Origin of the sequence: Mesorhizobium sp. B2-8-9 (assembly GCF_006439475.1) — a bacterium.
Classification (GTDB): Bacteria; Pseudomonadota; Alphaproteobacteria; order Rhizobiales; family Rhizobiaceae; genus Mesorhizobium.
The window spans coordinates 1-19,499 of sequence record NZ_VFTQ01000003.1; the positions used below are offsets into that span (position 1 = coordinate 1).

18 protein-coding genes are annotated in these 19,499 nt (G+C 64.2%); 7 read left to right on the top strand and 11 right to left on the bottom strand.

Features of this window, described 5'->3' with window-relative positions:
• A partial coding sequence (locus FJ423_RS04420; protein ID WP_246680094.1) for a transposase occupies positions 1 to 377 on the bottom strand: 377 nt, incomplete at its 3' end.
• Positions 378 to 734: 357 nt separating this feature from the next.
• Complete coding sequence (locus FJ423_RS04425; protein WP_140544432.1) at positions 735 to 1,022, bottom strand: DUF3175 domain-containing protein; 288 nt, start codon at positions 1,020 to 1,022, stop codon at positions 735 to 737.
• A 155-nt stretch (positions 1,023 to 1,177) separates the two neighbouring features.
• Here FJ423_RS04425 and FJ423_RS04430 point away from each other — a divergent pair, with 155 nt between their 5' ends.
• The 7 genes from FJ423_RS04430 to FJ423_RS04460 all read left to right on the top strand — a co-directional run bounded on the left by FJ423_RS04430 (position 1,178) and on the right by FJ423_RS04460 (position 9,154).
• Complete coding sequence (locus tag FJ423_RS04430) at positions 1,178 to 2,407, top strand: MFS transporter (protein WP_176477121.1); 1,230 nt, start codon at positions 1,178 to 1,180, stop codon at positions 2,405 to 2,407.
• A 165-nt stretch (positions 2,408 to 2,572) separates the two neighbouring features.
• Positions 2,573 to 3,601, top strand: coding sequence for a LacI family DNA-binding transcriptional regulator (locus FJ423_RS04435; RefSeq protein WP_140839553.1), 1,029 nt, complete (start codon positions 2,573 to 2,575; stop codon positions 3,599 to 3,601).
• 295 nt (positions 3,602 to 3,896) lie between these two features.
• Positions 3,897 to 5,021, top strand: a complete 1,125-nt coding sequence (locus FJ423_RS04440; RefSeq protein WP_140839555.1) for a sugar ABC transporter substrate-binding protein — start codon at positions 3,897 to 3,899, stop codon at positions 5,019 to 5,021.
• Between the two features lie 68 nt (positions 5,022 to 5,089).
• On the top strand, positions 5,090 to 6,634 hold the full coding sequence (locus tag FJ423_RS04445; RefSeq protein WP_140839557.1) for a sugar ABC transporter ATP-binding protein: 1,545 nt from the start codon (positions 5,090 to 5,092) through the stop codon (positions 6,632 to 6,634).
• Positions 6,631 to 7,611: an ABC transporter permease gene (locus tag FJ423_RS04450; protein ID WP_140839559.1), complete on the top strand. Its 981-nt coding sequence runs from the start codon at positions 6,631 to 6,633 to the stop codon at positions 7,609 to 7,611. Before FJ423_RS04445 ends, FJ423_RS04450 begins: the two co-directional genes overlap by 4 nt.
• The gene (locus FJ423_RS04455) at positions 7,608 to 8,606 is read left to right on the top strand and encodes an ABC transporter permease (protein WP_140839561.1); all 999 of its coding nucleotides are present in this window, start codon (positions 7,608 to 7,610) and stop codon (positions 8,604 to 8,606) included. The genes FJ423_RS04450 and FJ423_RS04455 overlap by 4 nt, the downstream gene beginning before the upstream one ends.
• A gap of 44 nt (positions 8,607 to 8,650) precedes the next feature.
• Positions 8,651 to 9,154, top strand: a complete 504-nt coding sequence (locus FJ423_RS04460) for a gluconokinase (RefSeq protein ID WP_246680086.1) — start codon at positions 8,651 to 8,653, stop codon at positions 9,152 to 9,154.
• Positions 9,155 to 9,166: 12 nt separating this feature from the next.
• Here FJ423_RS04460 and FJ423_RS04465 read toward each other — a convergent pair whose 3' ends face one another.
• From FJ423_RS04465 to pbpC, 9 genes are all read right to left on the bottom strand, one after another.
• Positions 9,167 to 10,312, bottom strand: coding sequence for a hypothetical protein (locus tag FJ423_RS04465; protein WP_140839564.1), 1,146 nt, complete (start codon positions 10,310 to 10,312; stop codon positions 9,167 to 9,169).
• A gap of 89 nt (positions 10,313 to 10,401) precedes the next feature.
• Positions 10,402 to 10,851, bottom strand: coding sequence for an Rrf2 family transcriptional regulator (locus tag FJ423_RS04470; RefSeq protein WP_040984137.1), 450 nt, complete (start codon positions 10,849 to 10,851; stop codon positions 10,402 to 10,404).
• A 248-nt stretch (positions 10,852 to 11,099) separates the two neighbouring features.
• Positions 11,100 to 12,086 carry a sulfate ABC transporter substrate-binding protein gene (locus FJ423_RS04475; RefSeq protein WP_140839566.1) on the bottom strand — a complete coding sequence of 329 codons (987 nt, stop codon included), beginning with the start codon at positions 12,084 to 12,086 and terminating at the stop codon, positions 11,100 to 11,102.
• A gap of 201 nt (positions 12,087 to 12,287) precedes the next feature.
• Positions 12,288 to 13,328, bottom strand: a complete 1,041-nt coding sequence (locus FJ423_RS04480) for a sulfate/molybdate ABC transporter ATP-binding protein (protein ID WP_140839568.1) — start codon at positions 13,326 to 13,328, stop codon at positions 12,288 to 12,290.
• 71 nt (positions 13,329 to 13,399) lie between these two features.
• Complete coding sequence (gene cysW, locus FJ423_RS04485) at positions 13,400 to 14,284, bottom strand: sulfate ABC transporter permease subunit CysW (RefSeq protein ID WP_140839571.1); 885 nt, start codon at positions 14,282 to 14,284, stop codon at positions 13,400 to 13,402.
• Complete coding sequence (gene cysT / locus FJ423_RS04490) at positions 14,277 to 15,128, bottom strand: sulfate ABC transporter permease subunit CysT (RefSeq protein WP_140839573.1); 852 nt, start codon at positions 15,126 to 15,128, stop codon at positions 14,277 to 14,279. The genes cysW and cysT overlap by 8 nt, the downstream gene beginning before the upstream one ends.
• Positions 15,129 to 15,218: 90 nt before the next feature.
• Positions 15,219 to 16,247 carry a sulfate ABC transporter substrate-binding protein gene (locus FJ423_RS04495; RefSeq protein WP_140839575.1) on the bottom strand — a complete coding sequence of 343 codons (1,029 nt, stop codon included), beginning with the start codon at positions 16,245 to 16,247 and terminating at the stop codon, positions 15,219 to 15,221.
• A 200-nt stretch (positions 16,248 to 16,447) separates the two neighbouring features.
• A complete protein-coding gene (locus FJ423_RS04500; protein WP_246680087.1) occupies positions 16,448 to 17,161 on the bottom strand; it encodes a M15 family metallopeptidase in 714 nt (237 codons plus the stop codon).
• A gap of 226 nt (positions 17,162 to 17,387) precedes the next feature.
• Positions 17,388 to 19,478, bottom strand: a complete 2,091-nt coding sequence (pbpC, locus tag FJ423_RS04505) for a penicillin-binding protein 1C (RefSeq protein ID WP_140839577.1) — start codon at positions 19,476 to 19,478, stop codon at positions 17,388 to 17,390.
• Positions 19,479 to 19,499 lie beyond the last annotated feature (21 nt).

A 19,499-nucleotide genomic window follows, 5' to 3' on the forward strand; every position in this document is an offset into this window, starting at 1 on the left:
GATTGAAGCTGCTCGACTTCTTCGCGCGGCGCCGGCTCGGCCTCAGGCTGATAGCGGCGGCCGTAGTCGCTCAGCATCCTGGCATCGAGAGGATCGGTCTTGGCGCGCCGTCGCGTCGACTTGGCATAGTGGTGGGTGTGCGCCGGGTTGTGCCGCGAGAACGGCACGCCGGCCTTGGCCAGCGCGTGGCGCAACAGCCGGTCATGGACGCCTGTCGCCTCCATGACAACGAAGTCGCGGCTGGGATCAAGGCCCGCCACACAGGCCGCGATCGTGTCGGCCTGGTTGTCGATGCGCCGAAGACGGCCGCTTGTCTCATCGAAAAAGTCGAGCCACTGTTTTGAGATGTCGCAGCCGACATAGTTCTGCATTATCATGTCCACGCCTCTTCCTGTGGTGCGGGGTCTGCTTGGAACAGCCCCGTGCAACTGTTCAGGTTGATGGTTCACCGGTGGGAAGGGACCGAGCCATGCCACGGCCTGTCCGAAAGGACGACCAGGATTCATTCGGTCTCCTTCCCACTTCAACCATACACCAGAACCAACACACAGGATTCTAGGTCTACGCTGCGCTTCGCGTAGCTCCGCCCTAGAATGACGAGGTTGGGGGGCTTCAGCTCATCGCCAGCGTTTGCGCTGAACACCCCAAACGGATGCTGATAGCCTTGCCCGACAAGCCTGCAATCTTTCCAGATCCCTGTGTTGAGGAACTGGTGCTAGCGCTCCCAGCAACCCTTAATCCTGCTTTTCGCGACCGAAGGCGACACGCAGCTCGTCCTTCGCCTTTTCCAGCACCTTCTTGCGCTCGTCAGGCAGATTCTTGCCGGCACGGTTGATGTAGAAATTCAACATCGACATGGCGGATTGGAACGGCTCTGCCTTGCGGCGGTGGCTGTGCTCGGCCGAGCGCTTGAGCGAGGCGGCGATCTTCTTCGCGTCATCGGATTCGAAGACGTGCTCCTCGAGATCGAGGGCGTCGCTGTGTTCGGTCACGTCGGCCGACCATTTCTTCTTGGCGGTCATGACAAACTCCTTCCTTCAGAGAAACCCCATGAGGTGAGGCGGGTTCCCGGTTCTGGAGCCACGGATTTGCCGGTCGTGGCGCTGCTCGGCTCAGGAAATGGGCCGATAGTGCGCTCAAACGCGCGATCTCGAAGAAATCGCGAACAGGAGACGCCGTGACGACAATTCCAGGAAACGCGGCAAACAGCGCCGGCATCGACAGCTTCTACGCGTGGACGCGGCTCGGGATCTCCTTGCTGCTGGCGACGATCGGCGGCGTCGGCATGTGGGCCGTAGTCGTGGTCCTGCCCGCCGTGCAGGCCGAGTTCGGCGTCGATCGTGCCGCCGCCTCGATGCCTTACACCGCTACAATGGTCGGCTTCGCCGCCGGCAATGTGCTGGTCGGCCGCGCCATCGACCGTGTCGGTTACTGGATCCCGGCGCTGGTTTCCTCGATGGCCCTGGTTGCCGGCTTCGCGCTGGCGTCGCTCTCCACTTCGATCCTGCAATTCACGCTCGCCCAAGGCTTGCTCATCGGGGTGGGGACATCGGCGATTTTCGGACCGCTGATCGCCGATATCTCGCACTGGTTCAACCGCCGGCGCGGCGTTGCCGTGGCTACGGCCGCGGCCGGCAGCTATCTCGCCGGAACGGTCTGGCCAGCAATCATACCGCCGCTGATGAAGGCGGAGGGTTGGCGCTTCACCTATGTGGCTATCGGCATCGCTTGCCTGGTGACTATGGCGCCGCTGGTCATAATGCTGCGGCGTCGCGCCCCGGTGGTCGTCGCAGGCTCGCCAGGCGCACGCCCGGTCCAGCCGATCTCATTGTCGCCGGCCGCCCTTCAGGCGCTGCTCGTCATAGCCGGTCTTGGCTGTTGCGTGGCGATGTCGATGCCGCAGGTGCATATCGTCGCCTATTGCATGGACCTCGGCTATGGTGTCGCCCACGGCGCCGATATGCTGTCGATCATGATGGCCGCCGGAGTCGTCAGCCGCCTTGTTTCCGGCTTCGTCGCCGACCGTATCGGCGGGGTGAAGACCTTGCTGATCGGTTCGGTGCTGCAGTGCCTGTCGCTGTTCTTCTACATTCCCTTCGACGGTCTTGCCTCGCTCTATGTCGTCTCGCTGGTGTTCGGCCTGTCGCAAGGCGGCATCGTGCCCTGCTATGCGATCATTGTGCGCGAATACATGCCCGCCAAGGAGGCCGGCCAGCGCGTTGGCATCGTCATCATGGCGACCATTTTCGGCATGGCTATCGGCGGCTGGATGTCGGGCTGGATCTACGATCTCACCGGATCTTACGCGGCCGCGTTCCTCAACGGAATTGGGTGGAACCTGCTCAACATCCTGATGATGGTCGTGGTGTTCTGGAGGGCAAGGCGCAGCGGCGTCGTCATGGCCTGACGGCTCGCGCCGGCGCTTCTCCTGAAATGCCCTCAGCTTGACAACAAATCGCGGCTGCGCGACGCCAAGGGCAGGGAATGTGGTACAGGCCTGCTAGATGGCGACACCAGGGTCAATGGCATTGCAAGCGCGCAGCAGGCGGGATTTGACGCACGAGGCTCGCCCTTGACCAAGCCGCGCTCCCGCCGTGGCGGCGGCCGTCCGACCATTGCGGACGTGGCGCGCAAGGCCGGTGTCGGCGCGATCACCGTGTCGCGGGCCTTGCGTGAGCCCGGGCGGGTGTCGGAAGACCTTCGACGGCAGATACAGGCCGCGGTCGACGAGCTCGGCTACGTGCCCGACCCGAACGCCCGCGCGCTTGCCTCGGCGCGCGCCGAGGTGTTCGGCGTGCTGGTGCCTTCGCTGACCAACAACGTCTTCGCCGAGGTGGTGCGCGGCATCTATGACAGTCTTTCCGACAGTCCGTTCCGCATCCAGATCGGCAACACCCATTATTCAGGCCTGGAGGAAGAGCGGCTGCTGCAGGTCTTCGGATCGCAACGCCCGGCGGCGCTGATCGTGGCCGGCATAGACCAGACGCCCAGCGCGCGACGACTGCTGGAGAATGCCGGCTGCCCGGTGGTGCAAGTGATGGAGACCGGGCCGGACCCGGTCGACATGATGGTCGGCTTCTCGCATTTCGACGGCGGCAGGACCGCCGCCGAACACCTGCTGCAAGCCGGATACCGCAAGATCGGCTTCATCGGCGCGCGGATGGATCCGCGTTCGCAGCGGCGCCTTGCCGGCTACCGCGCCGCGATGGAGGCCGCCGGCCTGTTCGATGCGCGGCTGGTCACCACAACGCCGGTGCCGTCAAGCGTGACGCTCGGGCGCGAGTTGTTCCGCGACGCGCTGGCCAAGATGCCGACGCTGGACGGCGTGTTCTGCAACAATGATGATATCGCGCTTGGCGTTCTGTTCGAATGCCATCGCGCATCGATCGACGTGCCGAAGCAGATCGGCATTGTCGGTTTCAACGATCTCGACATGATGCAGGTGTCGTTTCCTTCAATCACAAGCGTGCGCACGCATCGCTATGAAATCGGCACCCGTGCCGTCGCCATGGCGCTGTCAGCGATCGCCGGAAACCGGCCGGAACAGCGGATCGTCGATCTCGGTTTCGAGCTGATGCGGCGCGAGAGCACCGGGCGCTGACGCGGTACTGTTGGTTCCTTAAGATGATTCTTTACAGCCTGAGATGGTAGCGCTACCATTTGCATGCCGGTAAAGGCTCGGCGAGGCGGGAAGGCTGTTTATTATACATAAGCAACAGCTCGTACTTGTTTATTATGTATAATATGATAGTTTTCTAAATTGCCAGAGAGCTGAGGGGGACGAGGAGGATCTGGGCGGCGCGGCCGTCCTGTGTGGGTGTCTGGTTGGCCGGAGGGTTGCCGACCGTATCGCCAAAGATTCATAACAAGCAGAACTGCAACTGGGAGGAATATCGATGATCAAGTCACTCGTTGGCGGCGTCATTGCCGCCACCGCATTTGTCATGCTGGGTTCGTCGGCGATCGCCGGACCCGAGGTCGTCAAGGGGCCCGCGGCCGAGCCGGACTGCTTCGCGCCGTGGTCGGCCGACACGCAGTTTTTCAAGTATCCGAAGAAGGACGGTCCATACCGCATCGCGCTTGCCAACGGCTACATCGCCAACACCTGGCGCATCCAGATGATCCAGACGGCCAAGGCCTATGCGGCGCAGCCGGATGTCGCCAAGAAGCTCAAGGAATTCAAGGTCGTGTCGACCGGCGAGGATGTGCCGGCGCAGATCTCGGCGATCAACAACTTCATCGATTCCGGCTTTGACGCGATCGTCGTCAACGCGCAGAACCCGACCGCATTCGGGCCGGTCATCAAGCGCGCCAAGGAAGCCGGTGTCGTGCTGGTCGCCTTCGACAACATCCTCGACACCAAGGACGCCATCAACGTCAATGTCGATCAGAAGGGCCTCGGCGAGCTCTGGGGCAAGTGGCTGGTCGCGCATGTGCCGAACGGCGGCAAGGTGCTCGAGGTACGCGGCGTCGCCGGCACTTCGGTCGACACCGACCGCCACAACGGCATCCATGAGGTGCTCGACGGTTCCGGCAAGAAGTGGGCCGTCACCGAGGTGGTCGGCAAGTGGGATGACGGCGTGGCGCAAAAGGCCACGGCCGACGCGATCGCCACCAGCGGCCCGTTCGACGGCATCACCGGGCAGGGCGGCGACACCGGCATCGTGCAGGCGATGATCGACGCCAAGCATCCATTCGTGCCGTTCGGCGGCGAGACGGAAAACGGCTTCCGCAAATTCTGCGCCGCGCATGCGGCCGACGGGCTGAAATGCTCGTCCGCCGGTACCGGCCCGGCCCAGGTGGCGGTTGCCATCAAGACTGCGATTGCCGCGCTCGAAGGCAATGTCGTGCCGCAATCGGTCAAGCTGCCCTTGGCCATCGTCGAGGATCCGAACTTCAAGGCGGGTCAGGATTTCTTCCCCGACCAGTCCGACAATTTCTTCGTCGGCAATTCCTTCCCGACCTGCGGCATCAATTTCACCGCGCAGGAAATCATGGGCCAAACCAAGGAAAACAAATAGTCTGACCGGACAGTGCCGCGGCGAGCCCGCGGCACTGTCTCCCCAATCAAAACCGGCCGGGAGGGCTGATGGACGGCACGGCTCCGCTCTTCCGCATGGAAGGCATATCCAAGCGCTATGGCGGCGTTCGGGCCCTGGAAAAGGCCGAGCTGACGGTCACCGCCGGCAGCATCCACGCCATCCTCGGCGAGAACGGCGCCGGCAAATCGACGCTGATCAAGGTCATGGCGGGCGTCGTGGCGCCGGATGAAGGACGCATGACACTGGACGGAAGCGAGGTCACCTTCGCTTCGCCTGCCGCCGCCAACCAGGCCGGCATCGTCTGCATTTTCCAGGAGCTGTCGCTGATTCCGGAGCTCAGCGTCGCCGACAACATCGTCATTTCCAATCCACCCAAGCGTTTCGGCATGATCGACCGCAAGGCGCAGCGGAAGATCGCTGAGGAAGCGCTGGCACGCGCCGGCGCTTCCGACATTCATCCCCGCGCGCTGGTCAAGGACCTGCCGCTGTCGCGCCGGCAGATGGTGGAGATCGCCAAGGCGCTGGCTCGGAAGCCGCGCATCCTGATCCTCGACGAGGCGACCTCGGCGCTGACGGCGGCGGACGTCGCCAAGGTCTTCGAGGTGTTGAAACGGCTGCGCTCGGAAGGGCTGGCGCTGCTCTACATCTCGCACCGCATGAACGAGATCGCGGAACTCGCCGACCATTGCACGGTGTTCCGCAACGGCCGCAACGTCGCCAGCTACCCGGCCGGCTCGAAGAGCGACAATGAGGTGGTCGAGCTGATGATCGGCCGCGAATATAGTCATATCTTCCCGCCGAAACCCGCTTCCGCTCCGGCCGCTGCGACGGTGCTCGAAGCGCGTAATCTCTCCTGGGCCGACCGGCTGGACAATATTTCGCTCAGTGTCAGGGCAGGGGAGGTTGTGGGCCTGGGCGGTCTCGACGGGCAGGGTCAGCGCGAATTGCTGCTTGCCTTCTTCGGCGTGCTGCGCGGCCTGCGTGGCGAGGTGCTGATCGACGGCAAGCCGGTTTCGATCGCCAGCCCGACCGCGGCCAGCCATGGCCGCATCGGCATGGCGCTGATCCCCGAGGATCGCAAGACCGAAGGACTGATGCTGCCGATGACGGTGCGCGAGAACCTGTCGTTTGCAGCACTCGACCGGTTGTCCAAGGCCGGCATCATCGACCGCGCCGCCGAACAGCGCCTGATCGACGACATGGTCGGGCTGCTGGCGATCAAGACGGCGGGCCTGGACATTCCGGTCGGCGCGCTTTCCGGCGGCAACCAGCAGAAGGTGGTGATCGCCAAATGGCTGATGCGGCAGCCGCGCATCATCCTGCTCAACGATCCGACGCGCGGCATCGATGTCGGCACCAAGCAGGAGCTCTACCAACTGATGCGCAAGCTCGCGGATGCGGGTGCTGCGATCCTGTTCTATTCGACGGACTATGACGAGCTGATCGGCTGCTGCGACCGCGTGCTCGTGCTCTATGACGGCGCGGTCAAGCGCGAGCTGGTCGGCGCGGGGCTCACCGAGCATGCGCTTATCGCCAGCGCGCTCAACATCCACGGCGATGACGTCCGCATCGGGCAGGGAGAGCGCGCGTGAAGGATTGGCGCTACCGGCTGGCCGAACAACGCGGAACGCTTTTGGCCTTCGGCATCTTCATCGTCATGTTCGCAATTTACAGCGCGAACCATCCGGCAGGCTTCACCGCCAATGTCGTGCAGACGGCCGCCAACAAGGGCGTGCTGCTCGCCTTCGTCGCGATGGCGCAGACATTGGTGGTGATCACCGCCGGCATCGATCTGTCGGTCGGCATGATCTTCACGCTGACCAACTGCATGGCTTCATGGCTGGTGGTCGGCACCGGCCTGGAAACGGCGTTCGGCGTGCTGGCGGTGCTGGGCACCGGGCTCATCTGCGGGGCGGTCAACGGCGCCATCGCCATCTACGGGCGGCTGCAGCCGATCGTGGCCACCATCGCCACGGGCGCCGTCTATTTCGGCTTGGCCTTGCTTTTGCGCCCCGTTCCCGGTGGTTCGGTCAACGAGGACCTTGCCGATTTCCTGACCGGGCGTTTCTTCGGCATCGTGCCTGCGAGCCTCGTGGCGCTACTCGTCATCGTGCTTGTCGTCTGGGTGCCGTTCAGTCGCTCCGAACTTGGGCGCGCCGCTTATGCTGCGGGCTCGTCGGAGACGGCGGCCTACATGTCCGGGGTGCCGATCCGCAGAGGCAAGTTGCTGGCTTATACGCTTGCCGGCCTGCTTGCGGCGATCGGGGGACTGTTCCTGACCTTCTTCACCTATACGGGCGAGGCGGCCTATGCCAGCGGCAATGCCTATACGCTGTTTTCGATCGCCGCCGTCGTGCTCGGCGGCGTGTCGCTGTTCGGCGGCAAGGGCAGCGCCATCGGCGCGATCTTCGGCGCGCTTGCCTTTCGCACCATCGGCGACCTCCTGTTCGTCTTCGATTTCGATCCGCTCTGGCAGCCGCTGTTCCAGGGCGTTATCCTGTTGATCGCGGTCAGCCTTGGCGCCTTCGCGCTGTTTCGGGTACGCAACCGGCTGGAGTGGTTCCTGTGAGCGAAACGACGCATGGCGGCATCATGGGCGGCATCGCCGGCCGCATGCCCAAATTCATCCGGCGCGCCGACCCGGCGGTGCTGACGGCCTTTGCCTGCATCGTGGTCCTGCTCCTGCTCGGCAGCCTCTATTCGCGCAACTTCCTGTCGCCGGAATATCTCCTGCAGCAATTGAAGGTCGCGTCTTTCCTCGGCGTCATCGCCACCGGCATGATGCTGGTCATCCTGCTTGGCCAGATCGATCTTTCCGTGCCATGGGCCGTGGCCGCCGGCGCCATGATGGCCTGCGCGGCCGCGGCCTACGGGTCGGTCGGCGTTGCTCTCGCCATCCCCTTCGGCGTCCTGTGCGGCGTGGCGATAGGCATCGTCAACGGCATCGGTGTCGCCTACCTGCGCATCCCCTCGATGATCATTACTTTAGCCACCAATGCCGTGGCGCAAGGGCTGATGGTGGTCTACACAGGCGGGTTCTCGCCACAGGATTCGGCGACCGCCGCGATGCGCTACCTGGCAACCGGTTTCACCATCCCGGGCGTTCCCAATGCCGTCGTCATCTGGGTGCTGATCGGCGCCGCGATGGTCTTCGCGCTGACCCGCACAAGCTTCGGCCGCGCCGTTTACGGCATCGGCAACCGTGAGCGCGCCGCCTACCTGTCCGGCATCGACACGCGTCGCATCGTCATGATCGCCTTCGCCGTCTCCGGCGGGTTGTCTGCCTTTGGCGGCGTGCTTCTGGCGGGTTATGCATCCAAGGCGGCGCAGTCCATGGGCGATGCCTATCTCCTGCCGTCGATCGCGGCGGTTGTTCTGGGCGGCACGTCGATCCTGGGCGGGCGCGGCTCCTATCTGGGCACGGTGGCCGGCGTGATCCTGATCACGCTCCTGCAATCCATCCTCTCGGTCATGCAGATGCCGGAAGCGGGGCGGCAGATCATCTATGGCGTCGTCATCGTCGCCATGCTCCTGCTTTACGGGCGCGCGCCGGCAAGCCGCTGACCGTGGATGAGGCGCACGCAAGACTGCAGATCCCGGAGCCTGGCATGAACGATCTTCGGACGGCGCCCGCCATCGTCGTGATGGGCGTTGCCGGTTGCGGCAAGACGGCCGTCGGCGAGGCGCTCGCTGAGACGCTGGGCGCCGACTTCATCGAAGGAGACCTGCTGCATCCGCCGGAGAATGTGGCGCGCATGGCGCGCGGCGAGCCGCTGACCGATGCGTTGCGCGCCGGCTGGCTCGACGCCATAGGCGAGCGTATCGCGACCTCGGTTGCCGATGGGCGGAAGGCGGTGGCGGCGTGCTCGGCGCTGAAGCGAAGTTATCGTGACCGGCTGAGCCGCTTCTGCCCCGGTATGGTCTTCCTCTATCTCAGGATCGATCGGGAGACCGCTTGGCGACGGGTCGCCGATCGCAAGGGCCATTTCATGCCCGCCAGCCTGGTCGACAGCCAGTTCGCCACGCTGGAGGAGCCTGCCGCGGACGAACAGGCGGTAGCGGTCGACGGAACGCGAAGTGTTGCAGGGATCCTGCAGGAGATCGTCCGCTAGACCAGTTGGTAATCAGGCTTCGTCGTTGCCGATCGCGGCTTCGGCTGGCTGCTCTGTCAGCCGCACGGCGCTCGACCAGGCCATCATCTGCTCAGGACAGAGTTTGAGCGTCTCCAGCATCCGGTCGCGCTTCGACAGGATAAATCCCGCCTGAACGACGAGGTTCTTCCCTGTCATGTCCTTGGCAGGCGATGCTGGCGCCTCTGGCGTCGCTCTCAGTTCTTTGACGATCGCCCTATACTCGCGAAAGGGCGCCGTCTCGATGGTCGCCATATGAAACAGCGCAGCGCCGGCGCGCGCGGCGAAGTTTGCCGGCGCCGAGGCGAGGTGGGTCCAGCCGCGCTCGCCCATGGCGGCCTCGGTGAAGGCGGAGCCGGCATAGACGGTGTTGGTCATCAGCACCACGCCGTTTTCTTTCAGCACCTTCTGGATACGCGTGGTGACCTGATAGGCGTCGGTGCGCTCAAAGACGATCCGGCTTTTCAGGAAGCGGTTCTCGAGCCTGACCAGCGGCGGGTTGATCACGCGCAGCCCGAACATACTCGGCGAGAAGCCGTGGTAGCGTGCGCTCACCTGATGGGCATCGACGCCGGCCTCATGCAGTGCGCGCTTGCCCATGATCGTCTGCGCCGTGAACTGGTCGCACCACACGATGGCGCCGCGCCCGTTGCGCAGGGCTTGTTGCAGAGCTTCGAGGCCTTCGAGCCGGATCGCCGGCGACCAGCGCCAGCCGGCGACGAGATGCGCCGCAAGCGTCAGCCGCCGGCGGTGAACGGCGGCGAGTTGCGCCTCGAACATGCTTTTCGTGTCGACGGCATCGCCGAGCACGGCCTTCACCGCGACGTCGTACCGGGCAAACTCCTTGCGGAAGTGGCGCTTGCGCCTGAGCCTGGACACCCAGCCGCAGATCGAGCTCCACCAGGAGACCGGCAGCATCGCCGCGACGCCGAGATAGAAACAGGACAACAGGCTCTCGCGCGGATCCCGATTGGTGAAGCGACGCAATTTGCCGGGGCGCACCACCTTGCGGCTGAAGAAGCGAACGGACTCGCCGCGCTCCGGTACAGGCACGTCGGCCGTGATCTCGGTATGATAGATGTCGTTCGACGATGGTTGCCGGCTGGCCTTACGGGAATTGCCAAGCCAAGGCAGCCTCATGCGTCAGAGCCCCGTTTCATCCTCCAGCCGCTTTACTGCGTGGAAAGCAGACAAGCAACCGAGGGGACTGCCGTCAGGGCCGGGTCGCTTCAAATCTGAGACGTGAGCTCCGCCGGGAAATCGTCGTTGTCGGCGTCGCGCATGGCGGCGAGGCTGCGGTTGTCGAGCACCTCGGCGATCGCCTGGCGCACTTCCAGCATCATGTGGCGGACCTGGCAGGTTGCCTCATCGCAATCCTCGCAGCGCTGGTATTGCGTGCGGCTGGCGCAAGGGATCGGCGCCAGCGGCCCGTCGAGCACGCGCACGACATGGCCAATCTTGATCTCGGAAGCGGGACGGGCAAGGCGGTAACCGCCTTCCTTGCCCTTGCGGCTCTGGACGAAACCGGCATTGCGCAGCTCGCCCAGGATCGCATCCAGGAATTTCTTCGGGATGTTGTTGGCGACGGCGATGTCGTTGACGAATGCAAGCTGGCCAGCCGGCAGGCCGGAAAGATGCACGAGGGCCTTGAGGCCGTATTTGCCTTTTTTGGTCAGCATGCCCGATTCAGTTCATCAACCCCAATGCGCCTGCATCTGGCGGTTGTTTGTGTGCAAATCATGACAGTTTGACCGCCTGACGCCGCCTGGCCCAATAATTCGCACCACAGCTTAGGCACAAACGCGTTGATTCTTCGTAACGTTTTTCACATTGGGGGTTGGGATTTCCCCGCGAACTCATGCAGCCCCGCTTACATGAAGAAAGCCGGCTCAGCCGGCTTTCCTGCTCTTCCTGATTGCGGAGCTTTTCAGCGGCTGCCGTAGGCCTGATCGAGCAGCCCGCCGGCGGCGAAATGCTCTTTCTGCACCTTGTCCCAGCCGCCAAAGACGTCCTCCACGGTCAGCAGCCGGACATCCGGGAAATCCGCCTTGTGCTTGGCGGCGACCGTCGCGTCGCGGACACGCAAGCCGTTCCCGGCGGCGATCTCCTGGCCCTCCGGCGTGTAGAGGAAGTCGAGATAGGTCTTGGCGAGATCGCGGCTGCCATGCTCGTCGGCGACCTTGTCGACGACCGCTACGGGGAACTCCGCCAGCAGGCTGACCGAAGGCGTGACCTGCTCGAACTTGTCGTCGCCATACTCCTTGCGAATGCCGCGCGTCTCAGACTCGAAGGTGATCAGCACGTCGCCGATCTCGCGCTGGACGAAAGTGGTGGTGGCGGCGCGGCCGCCGGTGTCGAAGATCGGCACGTTGTTGAAGAGCTTGGTGATGAACTCCTTCACCTTGGCGTCGTCGCCCTTGAAGGCTTCCTTGGCGTAGGCGGTGGCGGCGAGATAGGTGTAGCGCGCATTGCCGGATGTCTTCGGGTTCGGGAAGATCACCTGCACGTCGTCGCGCACCAGATCGTTCCAGTCCTTGATATGCTTGGGATTGCCGGCGCGCACCAGGAAGGACGGCAGCGAATAGAAGGGCGAGGCGTTGTCCGGGAAATTCTTCTGCCAGTCGGCCGAGACGAGACCCTTCTTGACCAGGAAGTCGACATCGGTGACCTGGTTGAAGGTGACGACATCGGCGCCAAGGCCTTCGGCGATCGCGCGCGCCTGCGCCGAGGTGCCGGCGTGCGATTGGTCGATCGCGACGCCGGGGTGCTTGGCGATGAAGGCCTTGTTGATGTCGGCGAACAACTCGCGGCCGACATCATAGGATGCATTCAAAAGCTTGTCGGCCGACCAGGCTTGGGAGGACGCGAGGACGAGACCGGCAACAGCCGCGATGCCGAGCAACAGACGCTTCATGAAAACGGGCTCCTTGGAAATAAGATCGAAGCTAAGGCGCAACCCTAGTCGTGAAAGCCTGGTGCGAGGAGGCACGGGCTCCGGAAGGCGAGCGATGCTCTGGAAAATATATCGCCAAAACAATCCTTTTCTAGGATCTTCTTCCAAGCAAATTCGTAGATGGCGCCAGGCTCGGGCGCTGGCGTCGGGGTGAAAGTCAGCTCAGGAAGCCGGAAAAAGCTTCCAGCGTCGCGGCCTGAAAGCCACCCGGCTCTTCTGCGCCGCGGGATGGTCGACCGGCAGCTCGATCTCGACGCGCTGGCGCTCACCGCCGATCTCGAGCTCGACGCGCCTGGTGCCGGCGACGCGGCGGCTGGCGGCAACCGTGCCGGCGATGCAGCCGCTGCAGCCGTCGACCAGGTCGACGTCATGCGGACGGAAGTGGAGCACTGCCTCGCCGGACGGCGCGTGCGGCGCCGAGAGCCCGATCGGCCGGTCGGCGATCCACACCTCGCCGTTCTCGACCTTGACCGGCAGTGAGCTCGACTCGCCGATGAAGGAGTAGACGAAGGGCGAGTTCGGCGTGTCGTAGATATCGTCGGCGGTGCCGACCTGCTCGATGCGGCCCTGGCTCATGACGACGACGCGGTCGGCAAGCTCCAGCGCTTCTTCCTGGTCATGCGTGACGAAGACGGTCGTGTGGCCGGTGCGGTCGTGGATCTCGCGCAGCCAGCGGCGCAGCTCACGGCGAACCTGTGCGTCGAGCGCGCCGAACGGTTCGTCGAGCAAAAGCACCTTGGGCTCGATCGCCATGGCGCGGGCGAGCGCGACGCGCTGGCGCTGGCCGCCTGAAAGCTGAGCGGGGTAGCGTTTCTCCAGGCCCGACAGCTGGACGAGATCGAGCAATTCCAGGGCCCGGCGGCGGATTTCCTGCCCCGACGGCCTTGCGGCGCCGTGCCGGACCTTCAGGCCGAAGCCGATGTTGTCGGCAACCGTCATGTGGCGGAACAGCGCGTAATGCTGGAAGACGAAGCCGACATTGCGCTCCTGGATCGACTTCTGCGAGGCGTCCTCGTCGCCGAAGAAGATCGCGCCCTTGGTCGGCCGTTCCAGGCCGGCGATCAGCCGAAGCAGCGTCGTCTTGCCGGAGCCGGACGGCCCGAGCAGCGCGATGAGCTCGCCGGACCTGATGTCGAGCGATACATCATGGAGCGCTGGAAACCGCTCGAACTCCTTGCGCACGTTGACTACGCGAACTTCCATGCAAATCCCTCGGTTCGTTGATGCTGTCGGTGTTCCCAAACTGCCAGGCACTCTCGGGCGACAGGTAGTGTTCAGTGTCCGCGTGTCGCGGCAAGCTCGGCGCCGTAGCGCATCTCCAAAAGCGTTTTCAAGACCAGCGTCACCAGCGCCAGGCCGGCCAGCAGCGAAGCGACGGCAAAGGCGCCGACGGCGTTGTATTCGTTATAAAGGATCTCGACATGCAGCGGCATGGTGTTGGTGAGGCCGCGTATATGGCCCGAAACCACCGAGACCGCGCCGAACTCGCCCATAGCGCGCGCATTGCACAGAAGCACGCCATAGAGCAGTCCCCATTTGACGTTGGGCAGCGTCACATACCAGAAGGTTTGCCAGCCGCTGGCGCCCAGCGAAAGCGCCGCCTCTTCGTCGCCATTGCCCTGTTCCTGCATCAGCGGGATGAGCTCGCGGGCGACGAAGGGGAAGGTGACGAAGATGGTGGCCAGCACGATGCCGGGCACGGCGAAGAGGATGACGATGCCATGCGCCTTCAACCAGGCGCCGAGCAGCCCCTGCGCGCCGAAGAGCAGCACATAGACCAGGCCGGAGATGACCGGCGAGACCGAGAAGGGCAGGTCGATCAGCGTGGTCAGGAACGCCTTGCCCTTGAATTCGAACTTGGCGATGGCCCAGGCGGCAGAGATGCCGAAGACGACGTTGAGCGGCACCGAGATCGCCGCCACAAGCAACGTCAGGCGGATGGCGGAGCGCGTATCGGGGCTGGAAAGGGCTTCCGTGTAGGCGCCGATGCCTTTGGCAAGCGCCTCATGAAAGACGACGATCAGCGGCAAAAGCAGGAAGACTGCAAGGAAGGCGAAGGCGATTGCCATCAGCACGGCCTTGACGGGCCGGCTTTCGGTCACCGCAGCCGACTGGCTCTCGTGATGCGGCTCGTAGGATTTGATCTCGGGATCAGCCATAGCGCTTGCGGCTCCATGTCTGGACGAGATTGACCACCAAAAGCATCACGAAGGACAGCGCCAGCATGATCGCGGCGATCGCGGTCGCCGCCTCGTAATTGTATTCCTCAAGCCTGATCACGATGAGAAGCGGCGCGATCTCGGACTTGAAGGGCAGGTTGCCGGCGATGAAGATGACCGAGCCGTATTCGCCGACGCCGCGCGCGAAGGCGAGGGAGAAGCCGGTAATGATCGCCGGCGCCAGGCCCGGAAAAAGCACGCGGGTGATGATCTGGAAACGGCTGGCGCCGAGCGTGGCGGCTGCTTCCTCGACCTCCTTGTCGATCTCTTCCATGATCGGCTGTACCGTGCGCACGACGAAGGGCAGGCCGATGAACACCAGCGCGACGACGATGCCGAGCGGCGTGTAGGCGACCTTGATGCCGAGCGGCATCAGAAGCTGGCCGATCCAGCCGTTCGGTGCATAGAGCGTGGTGAGCGCGATGCCGGCGACGGCCGTTGGCAGGGCGAAGGGCAGGTCGACCATCGCGTCGGCGATGCGGCGTCCAGGGAAGCGGTAGCGGACCAGCACCCAGGCGACGATGGTGCCGAACACGACGTTGACGACAGCCGCCAGGAAGGCGGTGCCGAAGCTTATCTTCAGCGCGTTGAGGGTGCGTCGGTCGACGGCGATCGCCCAGAAATCGGCCCAGCCGAGCGCTGCCGAACGCCAGACCAGCCCCGAAAGCGGGATGAGGATGATGAGCGTGAGGTAGGCAAGTGAGAAGCCGAGCGTCAGTCCGAAACCCGGAATGACACTCGGCTGCTTGAATCGCCACCCCGCCTTGACGGGTGCTGTGGTCATGCTGTCCTGGATCGTCCTTCTATTCAAACCGGAATGGCTCCGCGCAGTAGCATTCGGCCGGGACGCCCGTGAGGCTCCGGCCGTCCGTCCTCACTGCGCCGGTTTGTAGATCTGGTCGAATATACCACCGTCGCCGAAATGGTAAGGCTGCGCTTTCTTCCAACCGCCGAATTGCGGGTCGTCGATGGTGACCAGCTTGATTGCCGGCAGCTTGGCAAGGTCCTCGGCTGGCACCAGGTCGGGCTTGGCCGGGCGATAGTGGTTCTTGGCGATGATGGTCTGCGCTTCCTTGGAATAGAGCCAGCCCAGATAGGCCTCCGCGACCTTGCGCGTGCCCTTGGCGTCGACATTGGCGTCGACGACCGCGACCGGCGGTTCCGCCAGGATCGAGGTCGGCGGGTAGACGATGTCGAAATTGTCGGCGCCGAATTCGTCGAGCGCGAGATAGGCTTCATTCTCCCAGGCGATCAGCACATCCCCCAGGCCCTTCTGCGCGAAGGTCACCGTCGAGCCACGCGCGCCGGTATCGAGGACCGGGACGTTCGCATAGAGCTTGCCGACGAACTCCTTGGTCTTGGCTTCATCGTTGCCGTCATTGGCGTTTGCGTAGGCCCAGGCGGCAAGATAGTTCCAGCGGGCGCCGCCGGACGTCTTCGGGTTCGGCGTGATCACCTGGACGCCGTCCTTCACCAGATCGCTCCAGTCGTGGATGCCCTTGGGATTGCCCTTGCGCACCAGGAAGATGATGGTCGAGGTGTAAGGTGCCGAGTTGTTCTCGAACTTCGTGCGCCAATCCGGGTTGATCTTCTTCGTCTTTGAGACGATGGCGTTGATGTCGCCTTCGAGGGCCAGCGTGACGACGTCGGCGTCGAGGCCGTCGATCACCGCCCGGGCCTGCGCGCCGGAACCGCCATGCGACTGCTGGATGGTGACGGTTTCGCCGGTCTCAGCCTTCCAGTGCGCGGCGAACGCCTCGTCATAGGCTTTATAGAGCTCACGTGTCGGGTCATAGGACACATTCAAAATGGTCGTGTCGGCAAACGCGAAACCGAGCGTGCCGAACTGGACAGACGTGGCGACCAGCGCGCCGAGCAGTTTCCTGAAATGAGGTTTGGTCATTCCGGCCTCCGTTGAACTGCACGAACTCTACCGAGTTTATAGAATTTAGATGCATTGAATGTTGCCTTTTTCATCTCCTCGAAGCAATTTTTCGCCGAGCTTGGGCCGGTTGAGGAAATAACTTCCTCAGCCAGCGGCCGCAGGGCTTCATCCGCCGGCCCTAATTAGAAGCGGTCAGGGTGATGACAACCCCGGGCGCCTCAATTGGCGTTAACCGGGAAATCGAAGCGCTGTTTTGGGAAAGGCTCTTTTGCCAGGGTGAAGTGCCACCATTCGCGTGCATAGTTGCGAAAGCCGGCGGCGCGCATCGCGGTCAGCAGCGTCTTGCGGTTTGCGGTGGCTTCGGCGCCGATCAAGGCGCTGGCGGTTTCGCTCTTTGGGTCAAAGCAGTCGAAACCGGTGCCGAAGTCGAGCGTGTCGCCGTCCGGCGCACCGCAGGCCGGATGAACCGCGCTTTTATTGCCGGGCTCGGCGATGGCAAGGTCCACCGTCGAACCTCGAGAATGGCTGGAGAACTCGCCGATATAGCCTTTGGCGATGAGATCGCCACGCTCGGCGGTCGGATACCATTGCGGGTCAGGCCGGCCGCCTTCTCTTGTCCACCTGCCCATATCGGCAACCGCTCGCGCGGGGCGGTAGCAGTCGAAGACGACCAGCGTCAGGCCTTTGGCGGTCATGGCTTTCTGGACGCTGGACAGCGCCTTCGCCGCCTGCGCGGTCAGGATGCAGACCGGCGCGTCATAGCCGTCGGCTTTGCGGTGCAGGAAATTTTCCAGGCCGGCGTAGCGGATATCCTGGCGAATGGTCGGGTCGATGTCGGCCAGCCTGACGAAGCCGGCGGGGAGGGGATCGGCGCGGGCTGAGAGAGGGCTCGCGATTGCTAGCGCAAGCGCTGCGAAGAATGCTCTCGACAAAAGTCGGTGCGAGGCCCCCCTCTCTGCCCTACCGGGCATCTCCCCCTCAAGGGGGGAGATTGGCAGTTTCGGCGCTGGCTCTAGCTTTCTCAGGTTGATGATTGGCGAAGGCGGTGAAGCGAATAATCTCCCCCCATGCGGGGGAGATGGCCGGCAGGCCAGAGAGGGGGGCCTCGCGCCAGACATCAGGTCGAGAAACGCCATCCCCTGAATCGCTTGCCGCATCCTATTCAACGAAAACCTTCACGCTTGCCGCCCGCCCAACAGCGTCGATCACCGTCAGCGTCGAATAGCCGGCGCCGTCGGGTTGCCAGGTCGCGGTGCGGCGGCGGTCGATGCCGGCGAGCGGCTTGCCGTTGGCGAGCCAGCGGAACGGCGCCCGGCCGCCCTGTAGCTTCAGCACCAGCGGTGTGGCATCGGCCGAATTGGTGCCGAGGTCGACGCGGGCGCCGTTGGGCGGGAAGATGATGGTCAGCGCCGGCTCGGTGGCGGTGGCCTGCACCAGACCGTCGGCGCCGGCGCCGAAGCGGGCGAGCGTCACCGGCAATTCCTCGCGCTTGGGGTTGAAGACGCCCGGCGGCCGGCCGGGCAGCGGCACGCCGGCAAGACCGGAACGGACGAAGCCTTCGAACAGGATGGGTGCTGCCGAGACATAGCCCGACAGGCCAGGGACAGGGCTGGCATCGGCGCGGCCGACCCACACACCCAGCACGTAGCGGCCGTCGAAGCCGACGGACCAGGCATCGCGATAGCCGTAAGAGGTGCCGGTCTTGTAGGCGATGCCGCGCTGCATGGCGCCTTCCGGCGGCTTCACGCCGGACAGGATGTCGTTGATCTGCCAGGCCGCCTGGTCTTCGAGGATGGTGGCGGTGGTGCGCTCGGCGTCGGCCGGCTCGGTGCCGTCACGCAGCGTATGCATCTTGCCGCCATTGGCCAGCCCCGTATAGAGCTGCACCAGGTCGCGCAAGGTCACGCCGACGCCGCCAAGTCCGATCGCCAGGCCCGGCGCTTCGTTGACCGGCAGGATCGGGTTGACGCCCGCCTGGCGGAAGCGCGCGGTGAGCCGCGCGGGGCCGACAGCGTCGAGCACGCGGATCGCCGGCACATTGAGCGACAATTGCAGCGCCTGGCGGATCGAGACGTCGCCCTGGTAGCCCATGTCGAAATTCTTCGGACGGTAGCCGCCGAAATCGGCGGGGCTGTCCTCGATGATCATCTCCTGCGCCACCAGCCCCTGCTCGAAGGCCAGCCCATAGATGAAGGGCTTCAGCGTCGAGCCGGGTGAGCGTACCACCTTGGTCATGTCGATCCAGCCGGAGCGGCTGGCATCGAAGAAATCGGCCGAGCCGACCTCGCCCAGAATGTCGCCGGTGCGCGCATCGGCCATGACCATGGCGACGGAAAGTTTCGGCCCGAGCTTCCTGGCGGCATCCCTTGCCACCTGTTCCAGCCCCTGCTGCACGCTTTTGCGGATGGTGAGCTGCAGCGGCTTGCCTGGCACGGCCCTGGGCAGCATGGCATAGGAAGCATGCGCGGCCAGCGTCGGCAATTTTCTGCGCAGGCCGGAGACGTCGTCCAGCGCGGCGCGCGCGGCTTCGCGTTCGCCGAGCAGACCGGCCGAGACCATACGGGTGAGCACGCGGTCGCGCGCGGCATGAGCAATGCCGAGATTGCGGTCGGGCCGGCGCTTCTCCGGCAATTGCGGCAGCGCGACGAGCAGGGCGGCTTCCGAAACCGTAAGCCGCTTCGGCTCCTTGCCGAAATAGGCGAGCGATGCGGCGCGCACGCCTTCGAGATTGCCGCCATAAGGCGCTAGCGTCAGATAGCGCTCGAGGATTTCCTGCTTGGTGAGCCGCCGTTCGATCTGGATGGCGCGCAGCATCTGCTTGATCTTGGAGCCGAGGCTGCGGCCGTCGCGCGGTTCGATCAGCCGGGCGAGCTGCATCGACAAGGTCGAGCCGCCGGAAACGATATGGCCGCTGGTGACGAGCTGGCCGGCGGCACGGCAAAGCGCCAGGACATCGACGCCGCGGTGATCCCAGAAGCGCTTGTCTTCGTAAGCCACCAGCATGTCGACGAATTGCCGGTCGACCTGGTCGAGGCGGGTCTCGAGCCGCCAATAGCCGTCCGGCGTGGCGAAGGCGCGCAGCAGCTGACCGTCGCGGTCCTGCACCTCCGTCGAGACCGTCAGCTTTGCCGGCAGCGGCGGCGGGAAAGCGCGGTCGAGCTCCCAGAGCGCGGCGACGGAAAGCGCTGCCAAGCCGGCGAGGCAAAGACCTGCGATCGCGGTGCGTCTGAGAAATTTCCTGGAAAGCATGGCGCTGACCCTCACCCGCCT